22 protein-coding genes are annotated in these 21,478 nt (G+C 30.1%); 2 read left to right on the top strand and 20 right to left on the bottom strand.

What is annotated here, in order from left to right; genetic code table 11:
* From INR60_RS02205 to INR60_RS02175, 7 genes are all read right to left on the bottom strand, one after another.
* A complete protein-coding gene (locus INR60_RS02205; RefSeq protein WP_194189841.1) occupies positions 1 to 1,065 on the bottom strand; it encodes an ABC transporter permease in 1,065 nt (354 codons plus the stop codon).
* A complete protein-coding gene (locus tag INR60_RS02200; RefSeq protein ID WP_194189840.1) occupies positions 1,058 to 2,590 on the bottom strand; it encodes an ABC transporter ATP-binding protein in 1,533 nt (510 codons plus the stop codon). The genes INR60_RS02205 and INR60_RS02200 overlap by 8 nt, the downstream gene beginning before the upstream one ends.
* A 74-nt stretch (positions 2,591 to 2,664) precedes the next feature.
* Positions 2,665 to 3,762, bottom strand: a complete 1,098-nt coding sequence (locus INR60_RS02195; protein WP_194189839.1) for a BMP family lipoprotein — start codon at positions 3,760 to 3,762, stop codon at positions 2,665 to 2,667.
* Positions 3,763 to 3,966: 204 nt separating this feature from the next.
* Positions 3,967 to 4,176, bottom strand: coding sequence for a helix-turn-helix domain-containing protein (locus INR60_RS02190; protein ID WP_194189838.1), 210 nt, complete (start codon positions 4,174 to 4,176; stop codon positions 3,967 to 3,969).
* Positions 4,177 to 4,184: 8 nt separating this feature from the next.
* Positions 4,185 to 4,673: a DUF2975 domain-containing protein gene (locus INR60_RS02185; RefSeq protein ID WP_194189837.1), complete on the bottom strand. Its 489-nt coding sequence runs from the start codon at positions 4,671 to 4,673 to the stop codon at positions 4,185 to 4,187.
* A gap of 56 nt (positions 4,674 to 4,729) precedes the next feature.
* Positions 4,730 to 6,493, bottom strand: coding sequence for a DUF4153 domain-containing protein (locus INR60_RS02180; protein ID WP_194189836.1), 1,764 nt, complete (start codon positions 6,491 to 6,493; stop codon positions 4,730 to 4,732).
* Positions 6,494 to 6,696: 203 nt separating this feature from the next.
* The gene (locus INR60_RS02175; protein WP_194189835.1) at positions 6,697 to 6,876 is read right to left on the bottom strand and encodes an HTH domain-containing protein; all 180 of its coding nucleotides are present in this window, start codon (positions 6,874 to 6,876) and stop codon (positions 6,697 to 6,699) included.
* Positions 6,877 to 7,077: 201 nt separating this feature from the next.
* On the opposite strand from INR60_RS02175, the gene INR60_RS02170 reads away from it, so the two are divergent.
* Positions 7,078 to 7,977: a potassium channel family protein gene (locus INR60_RS02170; protein ID WP_194189834.1), complete on the top strand. Its 900-nt coding sequence runs from the start codon at positions 7,078 to 7,080 to the stop codon at positions 7,975 to 7,977.
* A gap of 11 nt (positions 7,978 to 7,988) precedes the next feature.
* Here INR60_RS02170 and INR60_RS02165 read toward each other — a convergent pair whose 3' ends face one another.
* The 4 genes from INR60_RS02165 to INR60_RS02150 all read right to left on the bottom strand — a co-directional run bounded on the left by INR60_RS02165 (position 7,989) and on the right by INR60_RS02150 (position 11,831).
* A complete protein-coding gene (locus tag INR60_RS02165) occupies positions 7,989 to 8,351 on the bottom strand; it encodes a YccF domain-containing protein (RefSeq protein WP_194189833.1) in 363 nt (120 codons plus the stop codon).
* Between the two features lie 23 nt (positions 8,352 to 8,374).
* Positions 8,375 to 9,934, bottom strand: coding sequence for a chloride channel protein (locus tag INR60_RS02160; RefSeq protein WP_194189832.1), 1,560 nt, complete (start codon positions 9,932 to 9,934; stop codon positions 8,375 to 8,377).
* Between the two features lie 154 nt (positions 9,935 to 10,088).
* Positions 10,089 to 10,733, bottom strand: a complete 645-nt coding sequence (locus INR60_RS02155; RefSeq protein ID WP_194189831.1) for a dUTP diphosphatase — start codon at positions 10,731 to 10,733, stop codon at positions 10,089 to 10,091.
* Positions 10,734 to 10,877: 144 nt separating this feature from the next.
* Positions 10,878 to 11,831, bottom strand: coding sequence for an MraY family glycosyltransferase (locus INR60_RS02150; protein ID WP_194189830.1), 954 nt, complete (start codon positions 11,829 to 11,831; stop codon positions 10,878 to 10,880).
* 426 nt (positions 11,832 to 12,257) lie between these two features.
* On the opposite strand from INR60_RS02150, the gene INR60_RS02145 reads away from it, so the two are divergent.
* Positions 12,258 to 12,725 carry a DUF4829 domain-containing protein gene (locus INR60_RS02145; RefSeq protein ID WP_194189829.1) on the top strand — a complete coding sequence of 156 codons (468 nt, stop codon included), beginning with the start codon at positions 12,258 to 12,260 and terminating at the stop codon, positions 12,723 to 12,725.
* Between the two features lie 46 nt (positions 12,726 to 12,771).
* Here the strand turns inward: INR60_RS02145 and INR60_RS02140 are convergent, their stop codons facing one another.
* From INR60_RS02140 to INR60_RS02100, 9 genes are read right to left on the bottom strand one after another with little or no spacing between them, the layout of a single operon-like run.
* Positions 12,772 to 13,413 (bottom strand): V-type ATP synthase subunit D, encoded by a 642-nt coding sequence (locus tag INR60_RS02140; RefSeq protein ID WP_194189828.1) that lies wholly within the window; start codon positions 13,411 to 13,413, stop codon positions 12,772 to 12,774.
* 3 nt (positions 13,414 to 13,416) lie between these two features.
* Positions 13,417 to 14,796: a V-type ATP synthase subunit B gene (locus tag INR60_RS02135; protein ID WP_194189827.1), complete on the bottom strand. Its 1,380-nt coding sequence runs from the start codon at positions 14,794 to 14,796 to the stop codon at positions 13,417 to 13,419.
* Positions 14,797 to 16,569, bottom strand: coding sequence for a V-type ATP synthase subunit A (locus INR60_RS02130; RefSeq protein ID WP_194189826.1), 1,773 nt, complete (start codon positions 16,567 to 16,569; stop codon positions 14,797 to 14,799).
* A gap of 19 nt (positions 16,570 to 16,588) precedes the next feature.
* Complete coding sequence (locus INR60_RS02125; protein ID WP_194189825.1) at positions 16,589 to 16,900, bottom strand: V-type ATP synthase subunit F; 312 nt, start codon at positions 16,898 to 16,900, stop codon at positions 16,589 to 16,591.
* A complete protein-coding gene (locus INR60_RS02120) occupies positions 16,893 to 17,894 on the bottom strand; it encodes a V-type ATP synthase subunit C (protein WP_194189824.1) in 1,002 nt (333 codons plus the stop codon). Before INR60_RS02120 ends, INR60_RS02125 begins: the two co-directional genes overlap by 8 nt.
* A gap of 12 nt (positions 17,895 to 17,906) precedes the next feature.
* Positions 17,907 to 18,512 (bottom strand): V-type ATP synthase subunit E, encoded by a 606-nt coding sequence (locus INR60_RS02115; RefSeq protein WP_194189823.1) that lies wholly within the window; start codon positions 18,510 to 18,512, stop codon positions 17,907 to 17,909.
* A gap of 38 nt (positions 18,513 to 18,550) precedes the next feature.
* Positions 18,551 to 19,045: a V-type ATP synthase subunit K gene (locus INR60_RS02110; protein ID WP_194189822.1), complete on the bottom strand. Its 495-nt coding sequence runs from the start codon at positions 19,043 to 19,045 to the stop codon at positions 18,551 to 18,553.
* 24 nt (positions 19,046 to 19,069) lie between these two features.
* Positions 19,070 to 20,995 (bottom strand): V-type ATP synthase subunit I, encoded by a 1,926-nt coding sequence (locus tag INR60_RS02105; protein WP_194189821.1) that lies wholly within the window; start codon positions 20,993 to 20,995, stop codon positions 19,070 to 19,072.
* Positions 20,982 to 21,308 (bottom strand): ATPase, encoded by a 327-nt coding sequence (locus tag INR60_RS02100; RefSeq protein ID WP_194189820.1) that lies wholly within the window; start codon positions 21,306 to 21,308, stop codon positions 20,982 to 20,984. The genes INR60_RS02105 and INR60_RS02100 overlap by 14 nt, the downstream gene beginning before the upstream one ends.
* Positions 21,309 to 21,478: the final 170 nt, after the last annotated feature.

Here is a 21,478-nt window from a genome sequence, read left to right as displayed (position 1 = left end):
TTAAGATTCCTCCTTTGATAGCTTAGATTTTTTTCTCTTTCTTTTTATGTTGTCCATTACTCTACCTATTAAGACACTTGTAGCTGCAAAGTAGATAATTATAGCTATTATAGTTCCTGCAATTTCTGGCGGTATATCTACCATAGCACTCATAAATCCTCTTCCTGTATATAATAACCCAAAGAATATTGCAGAAAATAGCACTCCAATTGGTGTATTTCCAGCTAAAAGTGCTACTGCTATACCATCAAAACCTTGACTTGGCATAACCCCAATTTGCATAGAAACAGTATTACCAGCATATTGAGTAAGCCCTGCAAGCCCAGCTAGTCCCCCTGCAATCATCATAGATAAAATTATGTTTCTATTAACTGGCATTCCAGCATACTCAGCTGCATGTCTATTAAAACCTACTGCTTTTAATTCATATCCTAAAACAGTTTTGTTTAATATAAATGCTATAGCTATAACTGATATTATAGCTAATATTATCCCAAGATTTATAAAAGACCCATCAAAAAGCTCTGATAAACCCTTTAAATAAAGGCTTGAATTCTCTGAAAGGGCAGCTGATTCAGTTTCCACACTACCTTTAAAATATTCTGGAACAGCATAAAATACTATCCAGTATGATATCCAGTTCATCATTATAGTAGAAACTACTTCATGAACATTAAACTTTGCTTTAAGTATTCCTGGTATTAAAGCAAAAAGTGCCCCAGCTAGCATAGCCCCAATTATCATAACTAAAATCATAATTCCTTTTGGTAAATCTAATGATAATCCTAATGCTAAAGAAACAAATCCTCCAAATAACATCTGTCCTGGTGCACCGATATTAAAAAGTCCAGTTTTAAAAGCAAAGGCTACTGAAAGACCTGTTAAAATTAATGGTGTTGCAGTAGATAGAGTATTTCCTATTCTCTCTATATTCATCATTCCACCTTTAATTAAAAAGGAATATCCTTCTATAGGGTTCTTTCCTATTAGTGCCATAAGAATTCCACCTGCAATTAAACCTAATATTACTGCAAGTAAAGATAAAACAAACTGCCTTTTACCCATCTCTACCTTCCTCCTTTTTAATTCCAGCCATCATAAGACCTATCTCATTTTCATCTGTATCTTTTGAATCTACAATTCCTACAAGTTCTCCGTTATTTATAACTGCAATTCTATCTGATAAATTAAGTATTTCATCTAATTCTAAAGAAACTAAAAGAACTGCCTTTCCTTTATCTCTCTCTTGTACTAATCTTTTATGAATATACTCAATAGAACCAACGTCTAACCCTCTAGTAGGTTGAACTGCTATTAAAAGCTCAGGCTTCATCTCAATTTCTCTTCCTACTATTGCTTTTTGCTGATTTCCACCAGACATTTCTCTTACTATAGTTTCTTCCTCTTCAGAGGATCTTACATCAAAGGCTTTTATTATTTCTTTTGCATACCTTTTTATTTCTTTTTTATTTATTATTCCTTTATTTGAAAAAGGTTTATTTTTATATGCCTTAAGCACTATATTATTTTCTAAGTTATAATCTAATACTAGACCTCTCTTATGCCTATCTTCTGGAATATATGAAATTCCTTTATCAATCCTATCTCTAATAGAGAGCTTTTCTATGTCACTGCCTAGAAATTCTATTTTCCCACTAAAAACTTTACTTATTCCAGTTATAGCTTGAACTAATTCAGCTTGTCCATTCCCTTCAACTCCAGAAAGTCCTAGTATCTCTCCACCTCTTATAGAAATTGAAAAATCTTTAAGACCTAATACTTTTCTGCTATTTTTAACTGATAGATTTTCAGTTTTTAAAACAACGTCTCCTAATTTCGCCTCACCTTTTGAAACTTTAAATGTTACTTCTCTACCTACCATCATCTTAGCCATTTTCTCTTCACTAGTATCTTTTACATCTACAGTTCCTATATATTTCCCTTTTCTAATAACAGTACATCTATCTGCTATTTCTTTAATTTCTTTTAATTTATGAGTTATAATAATTACCGATTTACCTTCATTTATTAAATCCCTTATAATATTCATAAGTTCATGTATCTCTTGAGGTGTTAATACTGCTGTAGGTTCATCTAATATTAAAACATTTGCTTCTCTATATAACATTTTTAATATCTCAACTCTTTGTTGCATACCTACTGATATATCTTCAATTTTTGAATTAGGATCAATATTTAAATTATACTTTTTAGATATCTCTTCAATTCTTTTAGCTGCCTTTTCTTTATCTAAAAACAACTTAAACTTTTTAGGTTCACATCCTAAAATTATATTTTCTGTAACAGTAAAGGTATCAACTAATTTAAAATGCTGATGAACCATACCTATTCCATACTCATTTGCTTTATTTGGACTATTTATCTTTACTTCTTTTCCATTTATTTTTATTTTCCCAGAATCAGGCTTATACATTCCAAATAAAATACTCATCAAAGTAGATTTCCCTGCTCCATTTTCACCAAGTAAAGCATGCACCTCACCTTTTTTTAGAGTAAGAGTTATATTATCATTTGCAACTAACCCTGAAAATTCTTTACGGATATTTAGCATTTCAACTACATATTCCATAGGCTATCCTCCTAGCTTTTTATTATGAAAAAGGGGACCTCATAACTTTTATTTTGAGAATCCCCTTATTTAAATTAAGGTATTAAATCACCTTGTTCTGCTGAAACTTTGATTTCTCCAGATTTCATTTTTTCTTTAACTTCATTTACTTTTTTAACTGTTTCTTCTGAAAGATTTGGATTAGTTTCTGGAATACCTACTCCATCATTACTTATGTCATATCTTAAAGTCTTTCCGCCTTGGAACTTTCCGTCTAATTCATCTTTAATCATATCAAATGCTGATTTACCAATCTTTTTAGTAGCAGATGTTAAAACTACTGACTTGTCTCCTTCATATTTTCCTTCGTCAAATTGATCAACGTCAACTCCAACTACAAAAGCTTCTTCACCTTTGCTTGCTCTAGTTTTAGCTTCAGTAATAACTCCAACTCCAACTTTACCTGCACAAGCGAAGATAGCTTTAACCCCTCTATCATACATAGTAGCTGCTGTTTGTTGTCCTAATGCTACATCATCAAAAGACATTGTATATTTAACATTTTCTTTTTTAAGAGTTACCTTAGTTCCTAAATTCTTATTTGCATAATTTACACCTTGTTGGAATCCCCAGTTAAACTTTTGAACTGGCGGTATTTTAAGCCCTCCGATAAATCCAAGATCTCCTTCTTTAAGCTGCACTGCTGTTGCAACCCCTGCTAAAAATCCTGATTGCTCTTCTGCGTAGAAGATAGAAATAGTATTTTCTCCTACCTTAGTTGTAGGTTTCTTTTCATTTCCATCGTTTGGAGCTCCGTCTATAATTACAAATTTTGCGTCTTTATATTTGTCTTGTGCTTCATATATTGCTGTTTCAAACTTATACCCAGGAGTTACAATAAATTTGAATCCTGCATCATAAATATTTTTTATTTCTGTTAAGTAGTCTGCTTTAGTTTGTCCACCCGGTTGTAAATACTTTTCTTTAATTCCAAGTTCATTTTTGGCTTTGATAATTCCTTCCCAAGTACCTTGATTAAATGACTTATCATCAATAGTTCCAATGTCTGTAATCATACCTACATTTAAATCCGCTGACTTAGTATCTCCTGTACCTGAATCTCCACCGCATCCTGCTAGTACCCCTGTTGTCATTAAAAGTGTAACTGCCATTGCAATTAGTCTTTTTTTCATAACACTACTCCCCTTTAATACATATTTTATTAACTCTTAGTTAACATTGTTTACACTTAAATTATACATCCTATATTTGCTTCTAACAACATATTTTTACATTGATTACTCTTATTTCTTAATGTAAATTTTATCTAATTAATTTATCTATTTACATTTGCAAATAAAAAAATAAAGAGCCCTAAAAATTTAAGGCTCTTTAAACTATTCGTCTTCTTTATATTCAATTATATCCCCTGGTTGGCAATCTAACTCTTTACATATAGCTTCGAGTGTATTAAATCTTATAGCTTTTGCTTTATTGTTTTTAAGAATTGATAAATTTGCATTTGTTATTCCTACTCTTTGAGAAAGCTCTCCTAAAGATATCTTTCTTTTTGCCATCATTACATCTAAATTAATTATTATAGCCATACTATCACCTATATCGTTAAATCATTATCTTCTTTGTATTTTACAGCCTGCTCAAAAACTTTTGAAAGTATTCCTATAAAACAACCTGCAAGTAAGAAGATAAAGATCTCTGCATCTGTGTGTATTCCCGCTTGGTCTATATTTATTATGCTAAATGTATCTTTACCTAGATTTAAGACAAAGTTAACTATATAACAAAAAGCAATAGTAAAACAGGAAAACATAAGTCTTCTTAAAGACTTAACGTTTGAAGCTGTAAAAGGGTTTTCTAAAACTAATGTTTTAATTATCCTTTTAAGTTCAATTACAAATGCAAATGTTGCTATTATTCCAATGATTAAAAGTGCTATTGTTATATACTTATGAAAACCTGAAATATTAACTTTAGGTAATTCAAAAAATAATATATATCCTGATAATATAATTCCAAGTATTAATACTATACTAAGAATTACATTAATAACGCTTGATAGTGAATTCTTTCCGTAGTACTTCATTATTTTCCTCCAAAAACTATAATTATATATATTATAGTACCACATAAACTTAAATTTTACATTTTTGAATTATAATAATTATAATCGTACCATTTATTCGAAATAGTTTTTTGACTTAAATAATAATCAAACTCTTCTCTTTCTATTTTATTCTCTTTAAAAGCTTTTAAAACTTCTTCATAAGCATCACCAGAAAGGGTCGTTATATATGTTATATCTATATTTTTCCCTTTTGAATTTAAATTATAGCCAGCAATTATTTTATCCATATTTATATAATTTAAAATAAGATAGATTATAGATCCAATAATAATTATAATTTTAAAGATATTAATTTTTTTAAATAAGGATATAAAGATAAATACTAAAGATATAACGATAAAAATAGTAAAGGCTGTTGTTAAAAACCTTAATCTTGTAAGTCCAAACTCACTTACATAAAGACTCATTTTATAAATAGATATAAATGCCATAACTATACTCATAGCTGTTGTAATACTATTTAATATTTTTATTTTATCTTTTTCTAAAGTTCTACTTTTAAAATATATAACTAAAAAGATATTTATTAAAAGAACTATAACTAATTGAAAAAATCCATTTCTTGCATAACTTGAATAATCATAAGCGCTATTTAAAGATATATTACTTTTCCATAAAACACTTGAAAAAACTGTTATTAAAAATACTAAATATAAGATATTTATTACTGATAAAATAGTTGCAACTAAAACATCGTCTAACCTTTTAACTTTATATGATTTTCTTCTTTTGAATTTTATATTAAATCCCATATAAAAATTATAAATAAATATAAAAGATAAAATAAAAAATATTATCTTAAAGATAGTAATTTTAAAATTTCCTAAATAGAAAATATCAAAAATTTCTCCAATCCCTTTAGTTATTATAAATTCAAAATTAGAATCTGATGCTGAAAGTAAAATTATTAAAACTACTAAAAGGGGTATAGAAATTACAAGTCCTTTCAATATACTATTTAAATTTTTATTCTTTCTTTTTAATTTAAATCCGCCTAAAGATGCTGTTATTAGATTAATATTATTACAGCAAAAAAGATTAAATATAGTTCTTTTTATACTATCATTAAGTATATTTTCCCTATTAAATTCAGAATCAAAATTTAGAAAATAAAGTCCTATCATTATTGAAATTGGAACAAAAATCAAATTTAAAATAATAAAAATTGGATTTGTAAATATACTATAAGTTAAACTTAGCATAACCCCTAAAAAAGAAAAATATATAAATTTATAATTTATTTTACCTCCTCTAAAAGATGTAACTATACCTAATGTTGTTACAATTAATGCTACAATAAATATCCAAATCCCTCTAAATATAAACCCTTCAAAATTAAAGACGAAAAAAGTTAATATAAGCCCAAGTATAATAGAACTTATCCCTACAGTTTTTGTTAAAGTTACTTCTCTTTCATTTTCCTTAAACCCAAGTTTTAGGTTATAGTTGTATTCTCTTTTACAAAGTTCTTTTACTATTTCAAAATCCCTATAACCTAACTTAAAACCTTCTATTTTTGATACGTTTTGAATATCTTTATCTTTAATTTCAGCATTTAAAAATAAAATATTTAAAATCACTATATTGTATTCCTCTTCTAAGTAAAAAAACTTTTCTGTATCTACAATATCAAGTTTGCTATAGTTAACTTTTCCCTCTAAAAATAAATCTAGATCGTTAAGCGGAATCTCCTCTCCTTCAAAACATTTCATTTCTTCATTTTCTAAAACTAAAAATGAATCATTAAGAGTTTTTAAAATAAATAGATATTTTTTCATACAATCTCCCCCTGTCCTTTAAGAAGATTATAACTCCCACTTTTACTTTTTACAATAAAAATTTATTGATAAACAATAAATTTTTATTTATTTGTGATAATTGAATTGATTTTATTTTGTGATATCTTAAAGTTAATCTTATAATTTAAAATAAAAAAAATAGAGGTAAGCATAAAAATACGCCTACCTCTATTTATTTTGTTTTATTTGTTTACTGAATAAAAACATCTCTTAGGAGAAATTATTTTATCTTCTTTTTTTAATTCTTTAATAGCTTTATCAACTTCTTTTTTATCTATACCAGCTTTTTCTGCTATTTCTGCTCCCTTTAAAGGTTCTTCTGAATTGTTTAGTACTTCTAATACTTTTTCGTTTATATCCATTTTAAACACTCCTTAAAATAAATTCTATAACTTTATTATATCCCTATTAAGAAGTATTAACAATAAATAATATTAATTAAAAATTAATATTATTTAAAATATTGTACACATTTATTATACTTTAGTGTTAAAATTAAAAAATATTTCCTAAGAAATATTTACTTGTTATAATAAATATATAAACTTAAAGAAGAGGTAATTATGGGTAATATAATAATAATTTTAACAACGATTTTTTTAGTGACAATATTAATTTTTAGAAGTATAAATAACAATAGAATAATAAGAAAAACCTTCACTAAAACTATAAATGATATAAATTCCACTTATAAAGAAATGTTTAAGGCAAAATCTATATTAAATAAGCTTTTAAACGGTGGGATTGTAATTTTATCAGATATATTTGGACTAGCTTTCGCTTTTGCAATTGTAAGTAGATATGTTAATTTGCTTTTATCACCTATTTTAGTTATAGCTATAAAGGTGTTAATAACAATTATTATATTTCTTGTTATTCACTATGCTATAGGTTATGTACTTTTAGTAACTAGTAGGATTCAAAAATTCATACATAAGGTTGAAGATAAAAATTTAAAAGTAGATTTTCTTTTAAGCTATTTTATTATAATAACATTCTTAGCTATACTTTTAATTTTCCCAGAGCATTTTAGTAAGAGTGCTGTTTTTGGTCTTATAAGCCTTACTATATGCTATATATTAAATTTAAGAGTTCTTTTGAAACTTATGATAAGTCCAAGCGTAATAAAATCAGTAAATGAAGATTCAACTAGCATATCTAGAGTTGTATCTGCTGCAATTTTAATATTAATTATGCTTATACTAAACTTATTTTTAGCTGTATGCTTTGTAAATAGCTTAGGAAATAATGTATATTTAAACGCCTCTGGTAATTTTGATTTATTTTATTATACTTTAATAACATTTACTACTATAGGTTATGGAGATATAATTCCAACTACTATTTTAGCTAAGACCTTAGCAATTATAATCTCATTAACTAGCGTTATGTGCTTAACTATTTTCTTAAGTAAAATTTTATCTGCTGATGTTTCTGAAAATGAAAAAAGTGAAGCTGATTAAGCTTCACTTTTTTAAACTACATCTTTACCAAATGGCATTAAAGATAATTTTGCAATTTTTATGCTTTGCATAGCAAAAGGTATACCAATTATTGTAATACATAAAAGTACTGCACTAATTAAGTTTGCTAAACACATAGCTAGCCCACCGAAGATAAGCCATAATATATTCATAATTAAGCTTACTCCTCCATCGTCAGTTGTAACTACATCTTTTCCAAAAGGTGCAAGTTGTAATTTTGCCATTTTAAAACATTGTAATCCTATAGGGATTCCTATTATAGTTATGCACCAAAGCACACCAAAAAGTAACCAACCTAAAGCATTAACTATTCCTCCAAAAATCATCCAAATTAAATTTCCAAGACAACTCATAAATTTTCCTCTCTAAAAACAAATTAGCTTGTTTTACATAGTTCTTCTAGTTTATTCCTTAATCTTTCCTCGTATCTACCATCAACTATTGCAGTGATCTTATCTCCAGCTTTAATTACTGTATTTCCATTTGGAATTACCTCAGTGCCTTCTGTTTCAATAGTAATAATTCTAGATTCTCTAACTAAATCTATATTTTTAATCTTAACTCCTACAATAGGTGACCCTAAATCAACAGTATAACTTACCATTATATTACCCATCTCACTATCTAACGTTTTATCTTTATTTGTAGCTAACCTAAATCTAAGTAATGTATCATAAACCGGCTCACAATTTAACGATTCAGCTGTTAAATACGCTACTCCAACAACTACAGCTAAAGGCCCAAGTGCTACAAAACTACCACTCATCTCACAAACTAAAATAAGACCAGTTATAGGTGCACGAACTATAGATGAAAACATTCCTGCCATAGCTAATAACATAAAATTAATTAGAAAACTTTTATCGATATTAAAAAGGCTAAGTGAAACTTGTCCAAATATACCTCCAATAAGCGCTCCAAGTGTTAATAAAGGAAATAATATTCCTCCAGGAGTTCCCGATGCAAAACTTGCCATAGACAAAGTAAATTTGCCAATTAAAAGTATTATGGCTAATTTTAACACAATTTCCTTTGTAAGTATACTATTTATTACAAGCTCTCCACCACCTAATACTTGTGGTAAATATAGTCCAAAGAAAAATGTAATTATAAATGGTATCATCATCTTTTTAGTAACAGGTAATTTAATTTTCCTATATAAATTTATAGTTTTAATTAATACATTATTATATATAACTCCGCCTATCCCTGTTACAAGCCCTAAAATAACTACCAAAATATAATATTTAGCTGGCATTACTAACAAAGAATCTACCGTTAAAATATGATTACTTCCAAAGAAAATCCAAGTGACTAAGTCAGATGTTACAGACGCCCCTATCGCAGATAAAAATAATACTGGTGAAAAGCTTTTATGAACTTCTTCAAGTACAAACATAACTCCTGCAAAAGGTGCATTAAAGGCTGCTGCAAGTCCAGCACCCGCCCCTGCTGATATTAAAAATCTAGACTCTAATTTAATTCTTTTAGTTATTTTTCCATATATCTCAGCTACTGTAGCTCCTAATTGAATTGAAGGTCCTTCAATTCCTAGTGATAATCCTGGACCTATCGCAATTATTCCACCTATAAACTTATATAAGAAAACTCTTATTGGCTTTTTTATAACTAAATATCCCTTTACAAGCCCTTCAATTTGTGGAATCCCACTACCACTTATCATAGGCTCTTTTTTAAGTAATCTTCCTAAAATATATCCTAAAAATAAAAAAACAATTATACCAAGCCCCATATAAAAATAATCATTTTTCATAATTTTATATGCAAAAAAGGTAAACTTACTTATATTAATTATAGCTACCCTATATAAAGAAACAACAAGTCCAGTAATTGCACCTATAAGAACACTTTGAATCACAGTTCTAAATCTTATTTTCTTTATGATATCTACGTAATTAGAAACTCTACTTTCCATATAGCACCTCCTTTTAAAACTTTATCTTAATTATATAATCCTCTAAAGACTACACTATTAACATAACCTTAAAATTTAGTAAAAAAGTATCTCAAATATGGTCTTAAACACTAAATTTGTTATTAATAAATAAAAAAAGAGGTATTAACCTCTTTTAAAATCCAGTATGCCCAAAGTCTCCCCCTCTATCTACACTTTTATGCTTTTTAACATCACACGTTTTAATAAAGTTTGCTCTATAATATTTAGCTAGTACCATCTGCGCTATTCTATTTCCCTTTTTAATGTAGATAGTTCCATAAGGGTTATTATTTTTGTCTAAATAAATATAACCGTCTAATAACTTATGCATACTTCTATCTTTTGTAGTAAGTTCTGTTACATCCTTACCTTTTTCTTTTAAATAATCACTTAATTTAACTTCTCTATAATTTTCAACTAAATCATCAATCAAACTTGGATTACTTGCTATCTCATAAGGCAAATTAGATATATTATAATTATTTTCAAGTAATACAGAAATATTACTTACAGAGTCTGAATCTACCGTTCCTACTGAATTAGATATTTTTAAATTAGTTTTAAGTGATAAGCCACTTCTTGCCCTTATTTGAATCTCTAAATTATCTGGTATTGCAAATTTTATATTTAATGGTAAGGCTACCTTTTCAAAAGGCCTAATTACCATATCACTAGCTGCAAAAAGATCCGCACCAGCTGCTAGTGGCGTTTCATATTTTGGCACTATTGCATTTTCATCATATTCAATATATACATCTCTTATTTTTTGTTCATACATAAACTCTCTCTCCTTTTTTATTTAATACTATAACTTTTATATGAACTAGATAAAAATAATATTTATTTTATATTGATTAATTCTTTACAACAGGTAAATTTCTACATATAAAAAAGTACCTAGAATAATCTAGATACTTATAAATTACTGATGATTATAAAATAGTAGTAAAATAGATAATATACTACAAACTATACTTATAATTGTTATAAATCCAACTATTTGATTAGGGTTTAACCCTTTTCTTTGTAACCTAAAATGTATTTGTCTTCTATCTGCTTGATATACTGGTTGCCCTGCTTTAAACCTTTTAAAAACAACAAACAAGTTATCAAAAATAGGAACTGCAAGTGCAAGTATTGGGATTATTATACTAAGTACAGTAGCTTGCTTAAAAGCTCCATCTAAAGCTATTATACTTAAAATAAAGCCAACAAAGTTTGCCCCAGAATCACCCATAAAAACCTTTGCAGGATATCTATTGTAGACTAAAAATCCAACTATAGCACCAGCTAAAATTATAGACATACTAGCTGATTCAACTTGCATAAGAATTATAGCAGCTAAGAAAAAGGTCCCACTTGCTATAACCGAAATACTTCCAGCTAAACCATCCATTCCATCTGACCAGTTTATTACCGTTGTAACACCGAAAATCCAAGTTACAGTCAGTACAAACTGTAAAAATGTGTTAGGCTCTATATAAACACCAGTGAAGGGGTTTGTAAATCCCGTAAACGAAATACCAGCTTTGTAAACTAATATAGCCGCCAAAACCTGAATAACTAACCTTGGGAATATAGGAAATTCCTTTCCTATAGCCTTAAAGTAATCATCTACTAACCCTATTGCTACTATCAACGTAGAACCAACAAAAATCCAAAAAGCTTTTTCTGGAGGCTCTTCTGCAAATACAAAAAAAGTAATAAAAAAACCTATATACATTCCTAAACCACCGCAAAGTGGTGTAATTTTCTTATGTTTCTTTCTTTTAGTAGGCTTGTCAGTAAACCCAATTTTATGAAACCATTTCATAAGTATCGGAGTCAATGATGCCACGATTCCAAATGTTACTATGAATTCAATAATATAATTCATACCAATCTAATCTCCTAACTATCTGAGTACACTTATATTTAATACATATTACTCTAGTATTATACTATTAATACTAACCATTTACAATTGAATTAATACTTTTGTAATAAGTGAGCCTCCAAATCTCTGATTTGGTTTGGTGGAAGTTAAGTGAAACTCTAAATCTTCGATTTAGTCAGTTGAACTTACACCTAAGAACGAATGTGATTAGGTGTTTCCTTTTAAAAAACGAATGTGAATAGGTGTTTCCTTTTAAAAAACAAAAGTGAGTAGGTGTTTCCTCTTAAATCTCACATTTAGTTAATTTAATTTCTCCTAAAGTAACAAGCGCAAATTTATATAATATTGCTTTATGTAAAATTTTAACATATAATATATAAAAAGGAAAGGAGTTTTGCCATGAAAAGAATTTTTATATTACCCAGTATGTTAATTATCATAATAATCTTATTTTCACAATGCGGTTCCGATATTATAAAAAATGATCAACCTACTAAAGAAAAGCCTGTTATAACTGATAATCTTGAAGCAAAAAAAGTAATTGAATCCTATATGAATTTTATGAATAAAAAAGATGAAGAAGGTTTACGTAGTCTCCTAACCCCTACAGAAAGAAATCAGGAATCAAACTTTAGATTATTTAATTTAAACTATGTTACGTTAAATAAAATCACTTTAGAAGAAGATATAAGATTATACGATTCCTATATAAAAAATTTCAAAGATAAAGATAACTTAGAATATAAAGACTTAATAATTTACAAAGTTGATTACTATATAAAATATATTGACGAGAAAAAAGAACCTATAGATAGTGGAGATACAGAAAAACTATATTACCTGATTCGAAATTCAAATGGAGAATGGAAAATTTCTGATATAGGCACTATGTAAAAAAAATAAATCCCTAGGAGATTTTCTCCTAGGGATTTATTAAATACTATCCTCTTTGCTCTATCATGCTCTTAACTTTCATAAGTCTAGTTAAAGCACTTCTTTCGTTTTCATCAAGTTTCATTCTGATATACTTGATAGTTTCTTGAAGTTGAGGAATTGTCATATATTCAAGAGCATTAACTCTTCTTCTAGTCTTTTCTATTTCATCTGCCATAAGCTGACATGATTTTTCTACCTCTGCTAATTCAAGTAGCTTTGGTACTATACCGTAAAGTTTTGTAATAGCGTCATCAAGTTCTGATGAAGTGTTTGCAAAACCGTATGGGAATATGCTACCTTCATCGCCTTCAAGTTGTCTTTTAAAGTTCATAACAGGTACGTTAACACTCATTATGTTTTTATTTCCAACTTCAACTGCGATGCTTTCCTTAGGATAAGCTATAGCTTCTTCTAAAAACTCAGAGCTCATAACAGCTCTAGCCATAACAAAGTCTTTTAAAGAACCTTGAAGTTCATCTTCAACGGCTTTTCTAAGCTCATTGTTATATTTGACTAAGTTAATGAATTGTCTCATTAACTCGTCTTGCTTATCCTTAAGAAGTTTATGACCTCTAGTAGCTGTAGCTAATCTTTTCTTCAGCTTACTTAGCTCCATTCTTGTAGGATTCACATTTAATCTTGCCATAGACTATTCTTCCTCTCTTGGCATATATTTTTCAAGGTATTCATCTCTGATTCTCTTAAGCTCTGTTCTAGGAAGAAGTCTTAATAACTTCCATCCAAGGTTAAGTGTTTCTTCGATAGTTCTGTTAGCTGTGAAACCTTGAGAAACATATTCGTTTTCGAAAGCTTCAGCGAACTTTGCGAAAGCTTTATCAGTTTCTGAAAGAGCTGACTCTCCTAAGATAGCTGATAATTCTTTTGCTTGCTTACCTTGAGCATATGCTGAGAATAATTGGTTCATAGTATCAGCATGATCCTCTCTAGTTTTTCCTTTTCCTATACCTTTATCTTTAAGTCTTGAAAGTGATGGTAAAACGTCTATTGGCGGCATTATACCCTTTTTATATAATTCCCTTGAAAGAATTATTTGTCCCTCAGTTATATATCCTGTTAAGTCAGGGATTGGGTGAGTTTTATCATCTTCTGGCATTGTAAGTATTGGAATTTGAGTGATTGAACCCTCTTTTCCTTTTAATCTACCAGCTCTTTCATATAAAGTTGAAAGGTCAGTATATAGATATCCTGGGTATCCTCTTCTTCCTGGAACCTCTTTTCTAGCAGCTGAAACTTCTCTTAGAGCTTCTGCGTAGTTTGTGATATCTGTCATTATAACAAGTACGTGCATTCCTTTTTCGTATGCTAAGTACTCAGCAGTTGTAAGTGCCATTCTTGGAGTTGCTATTCTCTCGATAGCTGGGTCTGATGCAAGGTTCATAAATAGAACTGATCTATCTATAGCCCCTGTAGCTTTAAACTCATCTACGAAGAATTGTGCTTCCTCGAAAGTAATACCTATAGCTGCAAATACAACAGCGAATTTTGAATCAGAATTTAAAACTTTCGCTTGTCTTGCAATTTGAGCTGCAAGTTCAGCGTGTGGAAGTCCTGATCCTGAGAAAACAGGAAGTTTTTGTCCTCTTACTAGAGTGTTAAGTCCATCTATAGCTGAGATACCAGTTTGAATAAATTCTGATGGATAATCTCTAGCCATTGGGTTTATAGCTTCACCGTTTATATCTCTTCTCTCTTCTGGTATTATTTTAGGACCATTATCTATTGGTCTTCCCATACCATCAAAGACTCTTCCAAGCATATCTTCTGAAACACCAATTTCAAGAGGTCTTCCTAAGAATTTTGCTTTAGTTCCTTTTAAGTTAATTCCTGAAGAACCTTCGAAGATCTGTACCATTGCTCTTGAACCATTAACTTCAAGAACTTTACCTCTTCTTTTTTCTCCATTTTGTAATTCTATTTCAACTAACTCGTCGTATTTAACTCCTTCAACGCCATCAACAGCCATTAAAGGTCCAACAACTTCAGTTACTGTTCTATATTCTTTAAGCATCTAGAAAGCCCCTCCCTCGCTGATTAATTTATCCATTGCATGAGTTAGGTCAACGCTAATTTGATCAATGTTTTGGATATTTTCTTCTGAGATATATTTAGCTCTTGCTATTTTATCTCTAATCTCATCCATACCTAAGATTTTATCTAGGTAAACTCCGTTTTCTAAAGCTCTTTCAGCTTCAGTTTGGAATTTAAGGATAAGGCTTAACATTTTATGTTGCTTATTTAATGAAGTATAAGTATCAACTTCATGGAAAGCGTTTTGTTGAAGGTAATCTTCTCTTATTGATTTAGCGATTTCAAGTTTTAATCTATCGCCTTCTGAAAGAGCATCTATACCAACAAGTCTTACGATTTCTTGTAAGTTTGCTTCTTCTTGAAGAAGTGCCATAGCTCTAGTTCTAAGTTCTGACCAGTCGCTTGCAATTTCTTCATCCATCCATTTACCGATTCTATCACCATATAATGAATATGAGTTTAACCAGTTAATTGATGGGAAGTGTCTTTGGTAAGCAAGTTGAGCATCTAGTCCCCAGAAAACTTTAACTATTCTTAAAGTAGATTGAGTAACTGGCTCTGAAATATCTCCTCCTGGAGGTGATACTGCACCGATAGCTGTAACTGCTCCTTCTCTTCCGTCATTTCCTAAACAAACAACTTTACCAGCTCTTTCATAGTAATCAGCAAGTCTTGATCCAAGGTATGCTGGGTAACCTTCATCACCTGGCATCTCTTCAAGTCTTCCTGACATTTCTCTTAGAGCCTCTGCCCATCTTGATGTTGAGTCAGCCATGATAGCTACTGAATATCCCATATCTCTGAAGTACTCAGCGATAGTTATACCTGTATATATTGATGCTTCTCTAGCTGCAACTGGCATGTTTGAAGTGTTTGCGATAAGAACTGTTCTCTTCATTAAGCTTTCCCCAGTTTTAGGGTCTTTTAATTCAGGGAACTCGTTTAAAACGTCTGTCATTTCGTTTCCACGCTCTCCACATCCAACGTAAACAACTATTTCAGCATCTCCCCATTTAGCTACTTGGTGTTGTACTACTGTTTTACCTGCACCGAAAGGTCCTGGTACTGCAGCTGCTCCACCTTTAACAACTGGGAAGAATGTATCTATAACTCTTTGTCCTGTAGTAAGTGGTGCAACTGGGTTTAACTTATTTGCATAAGGTCTTCCCTTTCTTACTGGCCACTTTTGCATCATAGTAAGTTCTCTATCTCCCTTAGCTGTTTCTATTACACAAACAACATCGTCAACAGTGAATTCACCTGATTTTATTTCTTTTATTTTACCTGATACTCCAACTGGTACCATTATTTTGTGAAGAACTACTGGAGTTTCTTGAACTGTTCCAAAAACATCTCCTTCGTTTACTTCATCTCCAATTTTTAAAGTAGGAACGAAATCCCACTTTCTTTCTCTGTTTAATGATTTAACAGAAACACCTTTAGTTAAGAAGTCTGATTTAGCAGCTTTCATAAACTCATCTAGTGGTCTTTGTATTCCATCAAACATGGCTTCGATTAGTCCTGGTCCAAGTTCAACACTTAGAGGTTCTCCTGTTGTTACAACTGGGTCCCCAGGTCCTATTCCTGAAGTCTCTTCATATACCTGAATAGATGCCTTATCGTCTCTCATTTCAATGATTTCACCGATAAGACCTTTTTCTCCTACTTTACATACGTCAAAAATGTTAGCTTCATCCATTTGTTCAGCAACAACTAATGGTCCTGAAACTTTAATTATTCTTCCGGTCTTCAACTTGCAAAACCTACCTTCCTTATAGAATATTTACGCCGACAGCTTTTTCTACGTTATCGCTGATTCTTTGCATTCCTATATTTAATGATCCTTGATTACTTGGAATTAATATTACAGCTGGAAGTGTTACTCTATTGTATCTTTCAATAGTTTCTTCAATATCTTTTGCAACTTGCTCAGTTACAAAGATAACTGCGTAATCTGTCATAGCTAATCTATCGATTGTTTTTCTAGCTTCTTCTGATTCTACAACTGGAAAAACATCAATTCCTAGTGCTTTAAATGCTAAAACTGAGTCTTTGTCACCAACGACACCAATCTTCTTATACATAAATATCACGCAGCCTTTCTCTTATTACTTCCCCTGTAACGTTGTTGAGTTTACCAACCATGATTATTCTTACTACTTTTATCTCTGTTTCTTTAGCATAGATATAAGCTAGTAATGGCTCAACACCAAATGGTATAAGCTTAGCTTCTTTCATCATTTTCATGATGTAGTTATCTGTTAATTTCTCAAGTTCACTAGCTGAGTTAGTTTTTGAGAAATCATCCATTCCAAGCTTAAGTATTTCTGAATAATCAGTATATGATAATTTGTTTGCTATATTTTCAGCTGAATCATTTAATAATGATACTAAAGTATCAACATCTATAAATCCACCTTCTATAACTACCTCTGAAAGGAAATCTTTACCTTTGCTTTGCTTTTTAACTCTAAGTAAAGTTTTTAAGTTTGTTAAGTCGATTAAAACTCTAACATACTTAGTAACAAACTTATCATCTAAGCCTTTAGCTATAGTTTTTAATTCTTCAAACATTGCATTATCTAATATAATATCAATTTTTTGAGGATCTTTATTAGAGTCAAAATCTTCGTTTGCTCTTATGATACCATTTTTCATGTTTTCATTTAGATCACTTAAATTGTTATTTAAAACGCTATGCTTTAAAGTTTGTAAATCTATCTTACCAACTGGAATAAGCATTTCACTAAAGTCTTTTTTAAGTTTCATTCCCTTAATTAAAACTTTAATGTTGTGATAATCATATTTGATACTCATTATATCTATAAGAGCCTTTGAAGGAGATGCATCGTACATAAGCTCATAAACCCTTTTTAGTTCTGAACTTAAGACCATCTCATAATCTTCTGCTCTTTTAACGCCAGATAAAACATTTGCATATTCTGATTCCCCAAGAACTTTTAGAGCTTCTTGTGGTGAACTTGCATCTATCATTCTGTCTAATTTCGCTTTATCAAGGAGTCTTGTCTCTAACACTCTAAGTCTTGGTATAACTTGAGTAAACTGCATTGGATTCATTTGCTCTCCTCCTTAATTGAATAAAACACTTGCAACTTCAAATTCTAATTCATCTCTTAAAGCGCTAACTAAAGCTTCAAAAGTATTATTAATTTCAACACCATTCTTTTCTAAGATGAATCCACCTTTAAAGTTTCTAACCTCTTTAGCTAAAGTAAGTTCTCCAACTCTTCCGTTTTCTGAAAGTTTTGAATTAACTTCTTTAATAAACTCTTCAGTTATTATTCCTTTTTCGTTTTGGCTTATTATAACTTTTTCATCACCATCTAATTGTGAATTTAAAATTGTATCCATAACGAATTTTTTGATTTCAGCATCTGACATTTTACATAGGCTTTCTACGCTCATCTCAAATACTTGACTTATAATATTTTGCTTAGCTTCAAGTTTTTCATTTCTAACTTTAAGCTCTGCACTAGATACTATTCTTTCTTTTCTAGTCTTAGCTTCTGCTTCAGACTTTAAAATCATTTCTATTTCAGCTTTTCTAGCTTCTGCTTCTTTTTTTTCTAATATTTTAGCTTTTTCTTCGTTTGCTTTCGCTAGTATGCTATCTCTTTTAGCTTCCGCATCACTAGTGATTTTGGAAGTTAACTTTTTTATGTTTTCAACTGACATAACTTCACTTCCCCAATCTCTTAATATTTATTTTCTAATTAAAATAAGTTGTTTATTAATAAGAATGAGATAACGAATCCTAATAGTGCGTAAGTTTCAACCATCGCTGCAAAGATGATACCTTTAGTGTTGTGCTCTGGTTTTTTAGCTAATATTTGGATACCAGCTGCTGCTGCTTTACCTTGTGCTATACCTGACCATAAACCTGCGATAGCTATTGGTAAACATGCTAATAAAAGATATAAACCTTGTGCTAAAGTTGTTTCTGGACTTAATTTAGTCATAACAACGAAACCTATAACGAAACCATATAAACCTTGTGTACCTGGTAATAATTCAAGAACTAACGCTTTACCGAATTTTTCTGGTTGTTCAGTCATTAATCCTGCTGCTGCTTCACCTACTAAACCAACCCCTTTAGCTGATCCTATACCTGATAAACCTACTGCTAAAGCTATTCCTAAAGCACCTAAAATAAATCCTCCGTAATTTGCTGGGTTTGATAAAAAGCCAGCCCAAGTTGTAATTTCCATAATTCTAATCCTCCTAAAAATTTCCTAAATTTCTTTTTTAATATTTATAAATTTGTCTAATGTTTTAAATGGAACAAATGGTTTTCCGCCACCTTCATAGAATTTTGAGAAGTACTCAACGTATTCTAATCTACAAGTGTGAACATAAGCTCCAAGTAATGATAAACCTAAGTTAAATATGTGGAATAGTATAAACAATACTGGTCCAAGTACTATTAAAGCTACTCCTGGAAGCATTCCAATTATAAGGTTTAATGCACCTGCAATTGAACCACCAGCTAAGCCTAAAGCCATAAGTCTTGTGTAAGATACTAAGTCTCCTATGTACCCAGTAATACCGTATAAAGCATATAATCCTCCACCAAGCTTTGCTCCAACTGATTCTGCTTCTCTACCTTGTGTAAGAACTATAAGAATCATACCGATTATCATTGTGTATTTTGCAAAACCAAATCCAGCTATAAGTAATCCGATAGAAACTAAAGTAATTACCCATGATCCTACATCATAAAAAGCATCTTTTGCTCTTCCATCTCTTATTAAAACGTAAGCTTTAATTGCAAGACCAACAAATATTTGAACAACCCCAAATACTATTGACATAATAAGAATAGTGTTTACATCTTTATTTGTATCAATAAGCTTTGGAAGCGGTATTAAATCTCCAAAGAAAGATCCATATATAAGCCCAAATACCATTGTTGGGAAACTTAAATAAAAGAAGAACTTAGCAAACTGCTCTTGCTTGTTATCTAAATTAAATACTTTTAATGCTATAAATGAACCTATGCATAATAATAATCCATATCCAACGTCTGCAACCATCATTCCAAAGAATAATAAGAAGAAAGGTGCTAAAAATGGTGTTGGGTCTATGTCATCATATCTTGGCATACTATACATTTCTGTAATAGTTTCAAATGACTTATTAACTGCATTATTTTGTAGTCTTATAGGAACTATATCTATCTCTTCTTCTTTAACATCTTCAAATGTTAGATAGTAGTCTTCTCCTATAGAATCTTTGATTACTTTTTCTAAATCGTTATTATCTGATACTGCAATCCATCCTTGAATGATGCTCATAGTATCAGTTTTTAAGAAGTTTGTAGCTACTCCGTTTCTTGAATATGAATTATGATAGTACTCATAAACTTGTTCTAGAGTTTCAACTTCTTTTTCTAATGCTTGTAATTCTTCTTTTATAAAGAACTTTTCTGCATTTATCTTTTCAATTCTATCCATGTTTGTATGGATAACTTTTATTGGTGAATCTGCTTCTTCTGTTTTAAATGAACTAAATCCAAAACCTCTTAAAGCTTCTTCAACCTCTTCTTTTTTCTCATCACCTGTAATAACTAATAAATACATATCTTGATTATCACAAGAGATAATTTCTACGTAAGAATCCCCAAGTGAATTAACTAGTTCTTCTTTGTACTGGTTACTTACACTACCTAAGAAGTAAGGTACTTTTAAACTTCTTATTTCAGAGAAAGGACAATCTAAGCCTTCCCAAGGTTTAAGAGTTTCGTTTTCACCTTCTAGTCTAGTTTTTTCATTATCAAGATTTGAAAGATGTAATTCTTTTTCTTTAAGCTTTTCGTAAAGTGCTTCCCATTCGCTCTTTTCTACATTAGCTTTTAACTCGCTAGCACTTAAAGTTTTCTTTCCTTCTTTCATAGCCTTGATTGATGATTTTGGAGGTACGTAGTTTTTTAAGAACTCTAAAGCAAACTTAACTTTAGATAAATCCTCTTCACTCTTAGCAAACTCTGAATCAATTGAATCTTTAGTAAGATCACTTAGAATTTCATTTTCTTCTAAAACTTTTTCGTCTTGAAGGTTTATAAATTCTATCTCTGAAAAGTTTTGAAGCTTTTCAAGTAGTGATGCTTTGTTTTCTTCAAAGCTTAGTAAGGTGAACTTATTCATCTTAACTATTGCCATGAATTTTCACTATCCTCTCAATCACTAATTTTACAGCATTATTTTTTTTCTCATCTGCTATATCTAGAATACCTTTAGCTTCTTCTTTTCCTTTAGCTAGGATAGGTTCTGCTTCTTTATTTCCAGAATCTACAGCATCTTGAATGATACTATCGCATTTAGCCTTAGCATCACTTAGGATAGAGTTGTATTTTTCTACAGCCTCAGCGGTAGCCTTTTGAACAATCTCTTTTGCATTAACGTTTGCAGTGTTTATCATTTCATCTGCTTTTGCCTCTGCGCTCTTTATTTCCTTTATTGCTTCTAATGCCAAAATCTCACCACCTTTGCAAGTTAATCAATAATATATGAATTAATACTTAATATAGTATTAATTACTTTTTAGTTCATATTTACTATTATACACTTTTTGTGGACAATTTCAATAAATTTCTTAATTTTTATAACCGTTCTAATTTATAATTTGTATAAATTGTTTAAAGT

This window comes from Clostridium chrysemydis, from assembly GCF_015234215.1.
Lineage (GTDB): Bacteria > Bacillota > Clostridia > Clostridiales > Clostridiaceae > Clostridium > Clostridium chrysemydis.
Note: the sequence above shows the minus strand (reverse complement) of the source record. Positions and strands in the feature narration are given on the sequence as shown.

Bases quoted from the DNA above. Each gene is read 5' to 3' on its own strand.
- INR60_RS02205 (WP_194189841.1), bottom strand. From the start codon at position 1,065: ATGGGTAAAAGGCAGTTTGTTTTATCTTTACTTGCAGTAATATTAGGT.
- INR60_RS02200 (WP_194189840.1), bottom strand. From the start codon at position 2,590: ATGGAATATGTAGTTGAAATGCTAAATATCCGTAAAGAATTTTCAGGG.
- INR60_RS02195 (WP_194189839.1), bottom strand. From the start codon at position 3,762: ATGAAAAAAAGACTAATTGCAATGGCAGTTACACTTTTAATGACAACA.
- INR60_RS02190 (WP_194189838.1), bottom strand. From the start codon at position 4,176: ATGGCTATAATAATTAATTTAGATGTAATGATGGCAAAAAGAAAGATA.
- INR60_RS02185 (WP_194189837.1), bottom strand. From the start codon at position 4,673: ATGAAGTACTACGGAAAGAATTCACTATCAAGCGTTATTAATGTAATT.
- INR60_RS02180 (WP_194189836.1), bottom strand. From the start codon at position 6,493: ATGAAAAAATATCTATTTATTTTAAAAACTCTTAATGATTCATTTTTA.
- INR60_RS02175 (WP_194189835.1), bottom strand. From the start codon at position 6,876: ATGGATATAAACGAAAAAGTATTAGAAGTACTAAACAATTCAGAAGAA.
- INR60_RS02170 (WP_194189834.1), top strand. From the start codon at position 7,078: ATGGGTAATATAATAATAATTTTAACAACGATTTTTTTAGTGACAATA.
- INR60_RS02165 (WP_194189833.1), bottom strand. From the start codon at position 8,351: ATGAGTTGTCTTGGAAATTTAATTTGGATGATTTTTGGAGGAATAGTT.
- INR60_RS02160 (WP_194189832.1), bottom strand. From the start codon at position 9,934: ATGGAAAGTAGAGTTTCTAATTACGTAGATATCATAAAGAAAATAAGA.
- INR60_RS02155 (WP_194189831.1), bottom strand. From the start codon at position 10,733: ATGTATGAACAAAAAATAAGAGATGTATATATTGAATATGATGAAAAT.
- INR60_RS02150 (WP_194189830.1), bottom strand. From the start codon at position 11,831: ATGAATTATATTATTGAATTCATAGTAACATTTGGAATCGTGGCATCA.
- INR60_RS02145 (WP_194189829.1), top strand. From the start codon at position 12,258: ATGTTAATTATCATAATAATCTTATTTTCACAATGCGGTTCCGATATT.
- INR60_RS02140 (WP_194189828.1), bottom strand. From the start codon at position 13,413: ATGGCAAGATTAAATGTGAATCCTACAAGAATGGAGCTAAGTAAGCTG.
- INR60_RS02135 (WP_194189827.1), bottom strand. From the start codon at position 14,796: ATGCTTAAAGAATATAGAACAGTAACTGAAGTTGTTGGACCTTTAATG.
- INR60_RS02125 (WP_194189825.1), bottom strand. From the start codon at position 16,900: ATGTATAAGAAGATTGGTGTCGTTGGTGACAAAGACTCAGTTTTAGCA.
- INR60_RS02120 (WP_194189824.1), bottom strand. From the start codon at position 17,894: ATGAATCCAATGCAGTTTACTCAAGTTATACCAAGACTTAGAGTGTTA.
- INR60_RS02115 (WP_194189823.1), bottom strand. From the start codon at position 18,512: ATGTCAGTTGAAAACATAAAAAAGTTAACTTCCAAAATCACTAGTGAT.
- INR60_RS02110 (WP_194189822.1), bottom strand. From the start codon at position 19,045: ATGGAAATTACAACTTGGGCTGGCTTTTTATCAAACCCAGCAAATTAC.
- INR60_RS02105 (WP_194189821.1), bottom strand. From the start codon at position 20,995: ATGGCAATAGTTAAGATGAATAAGTTCACCTTACTAAGCTTTGAAGAA.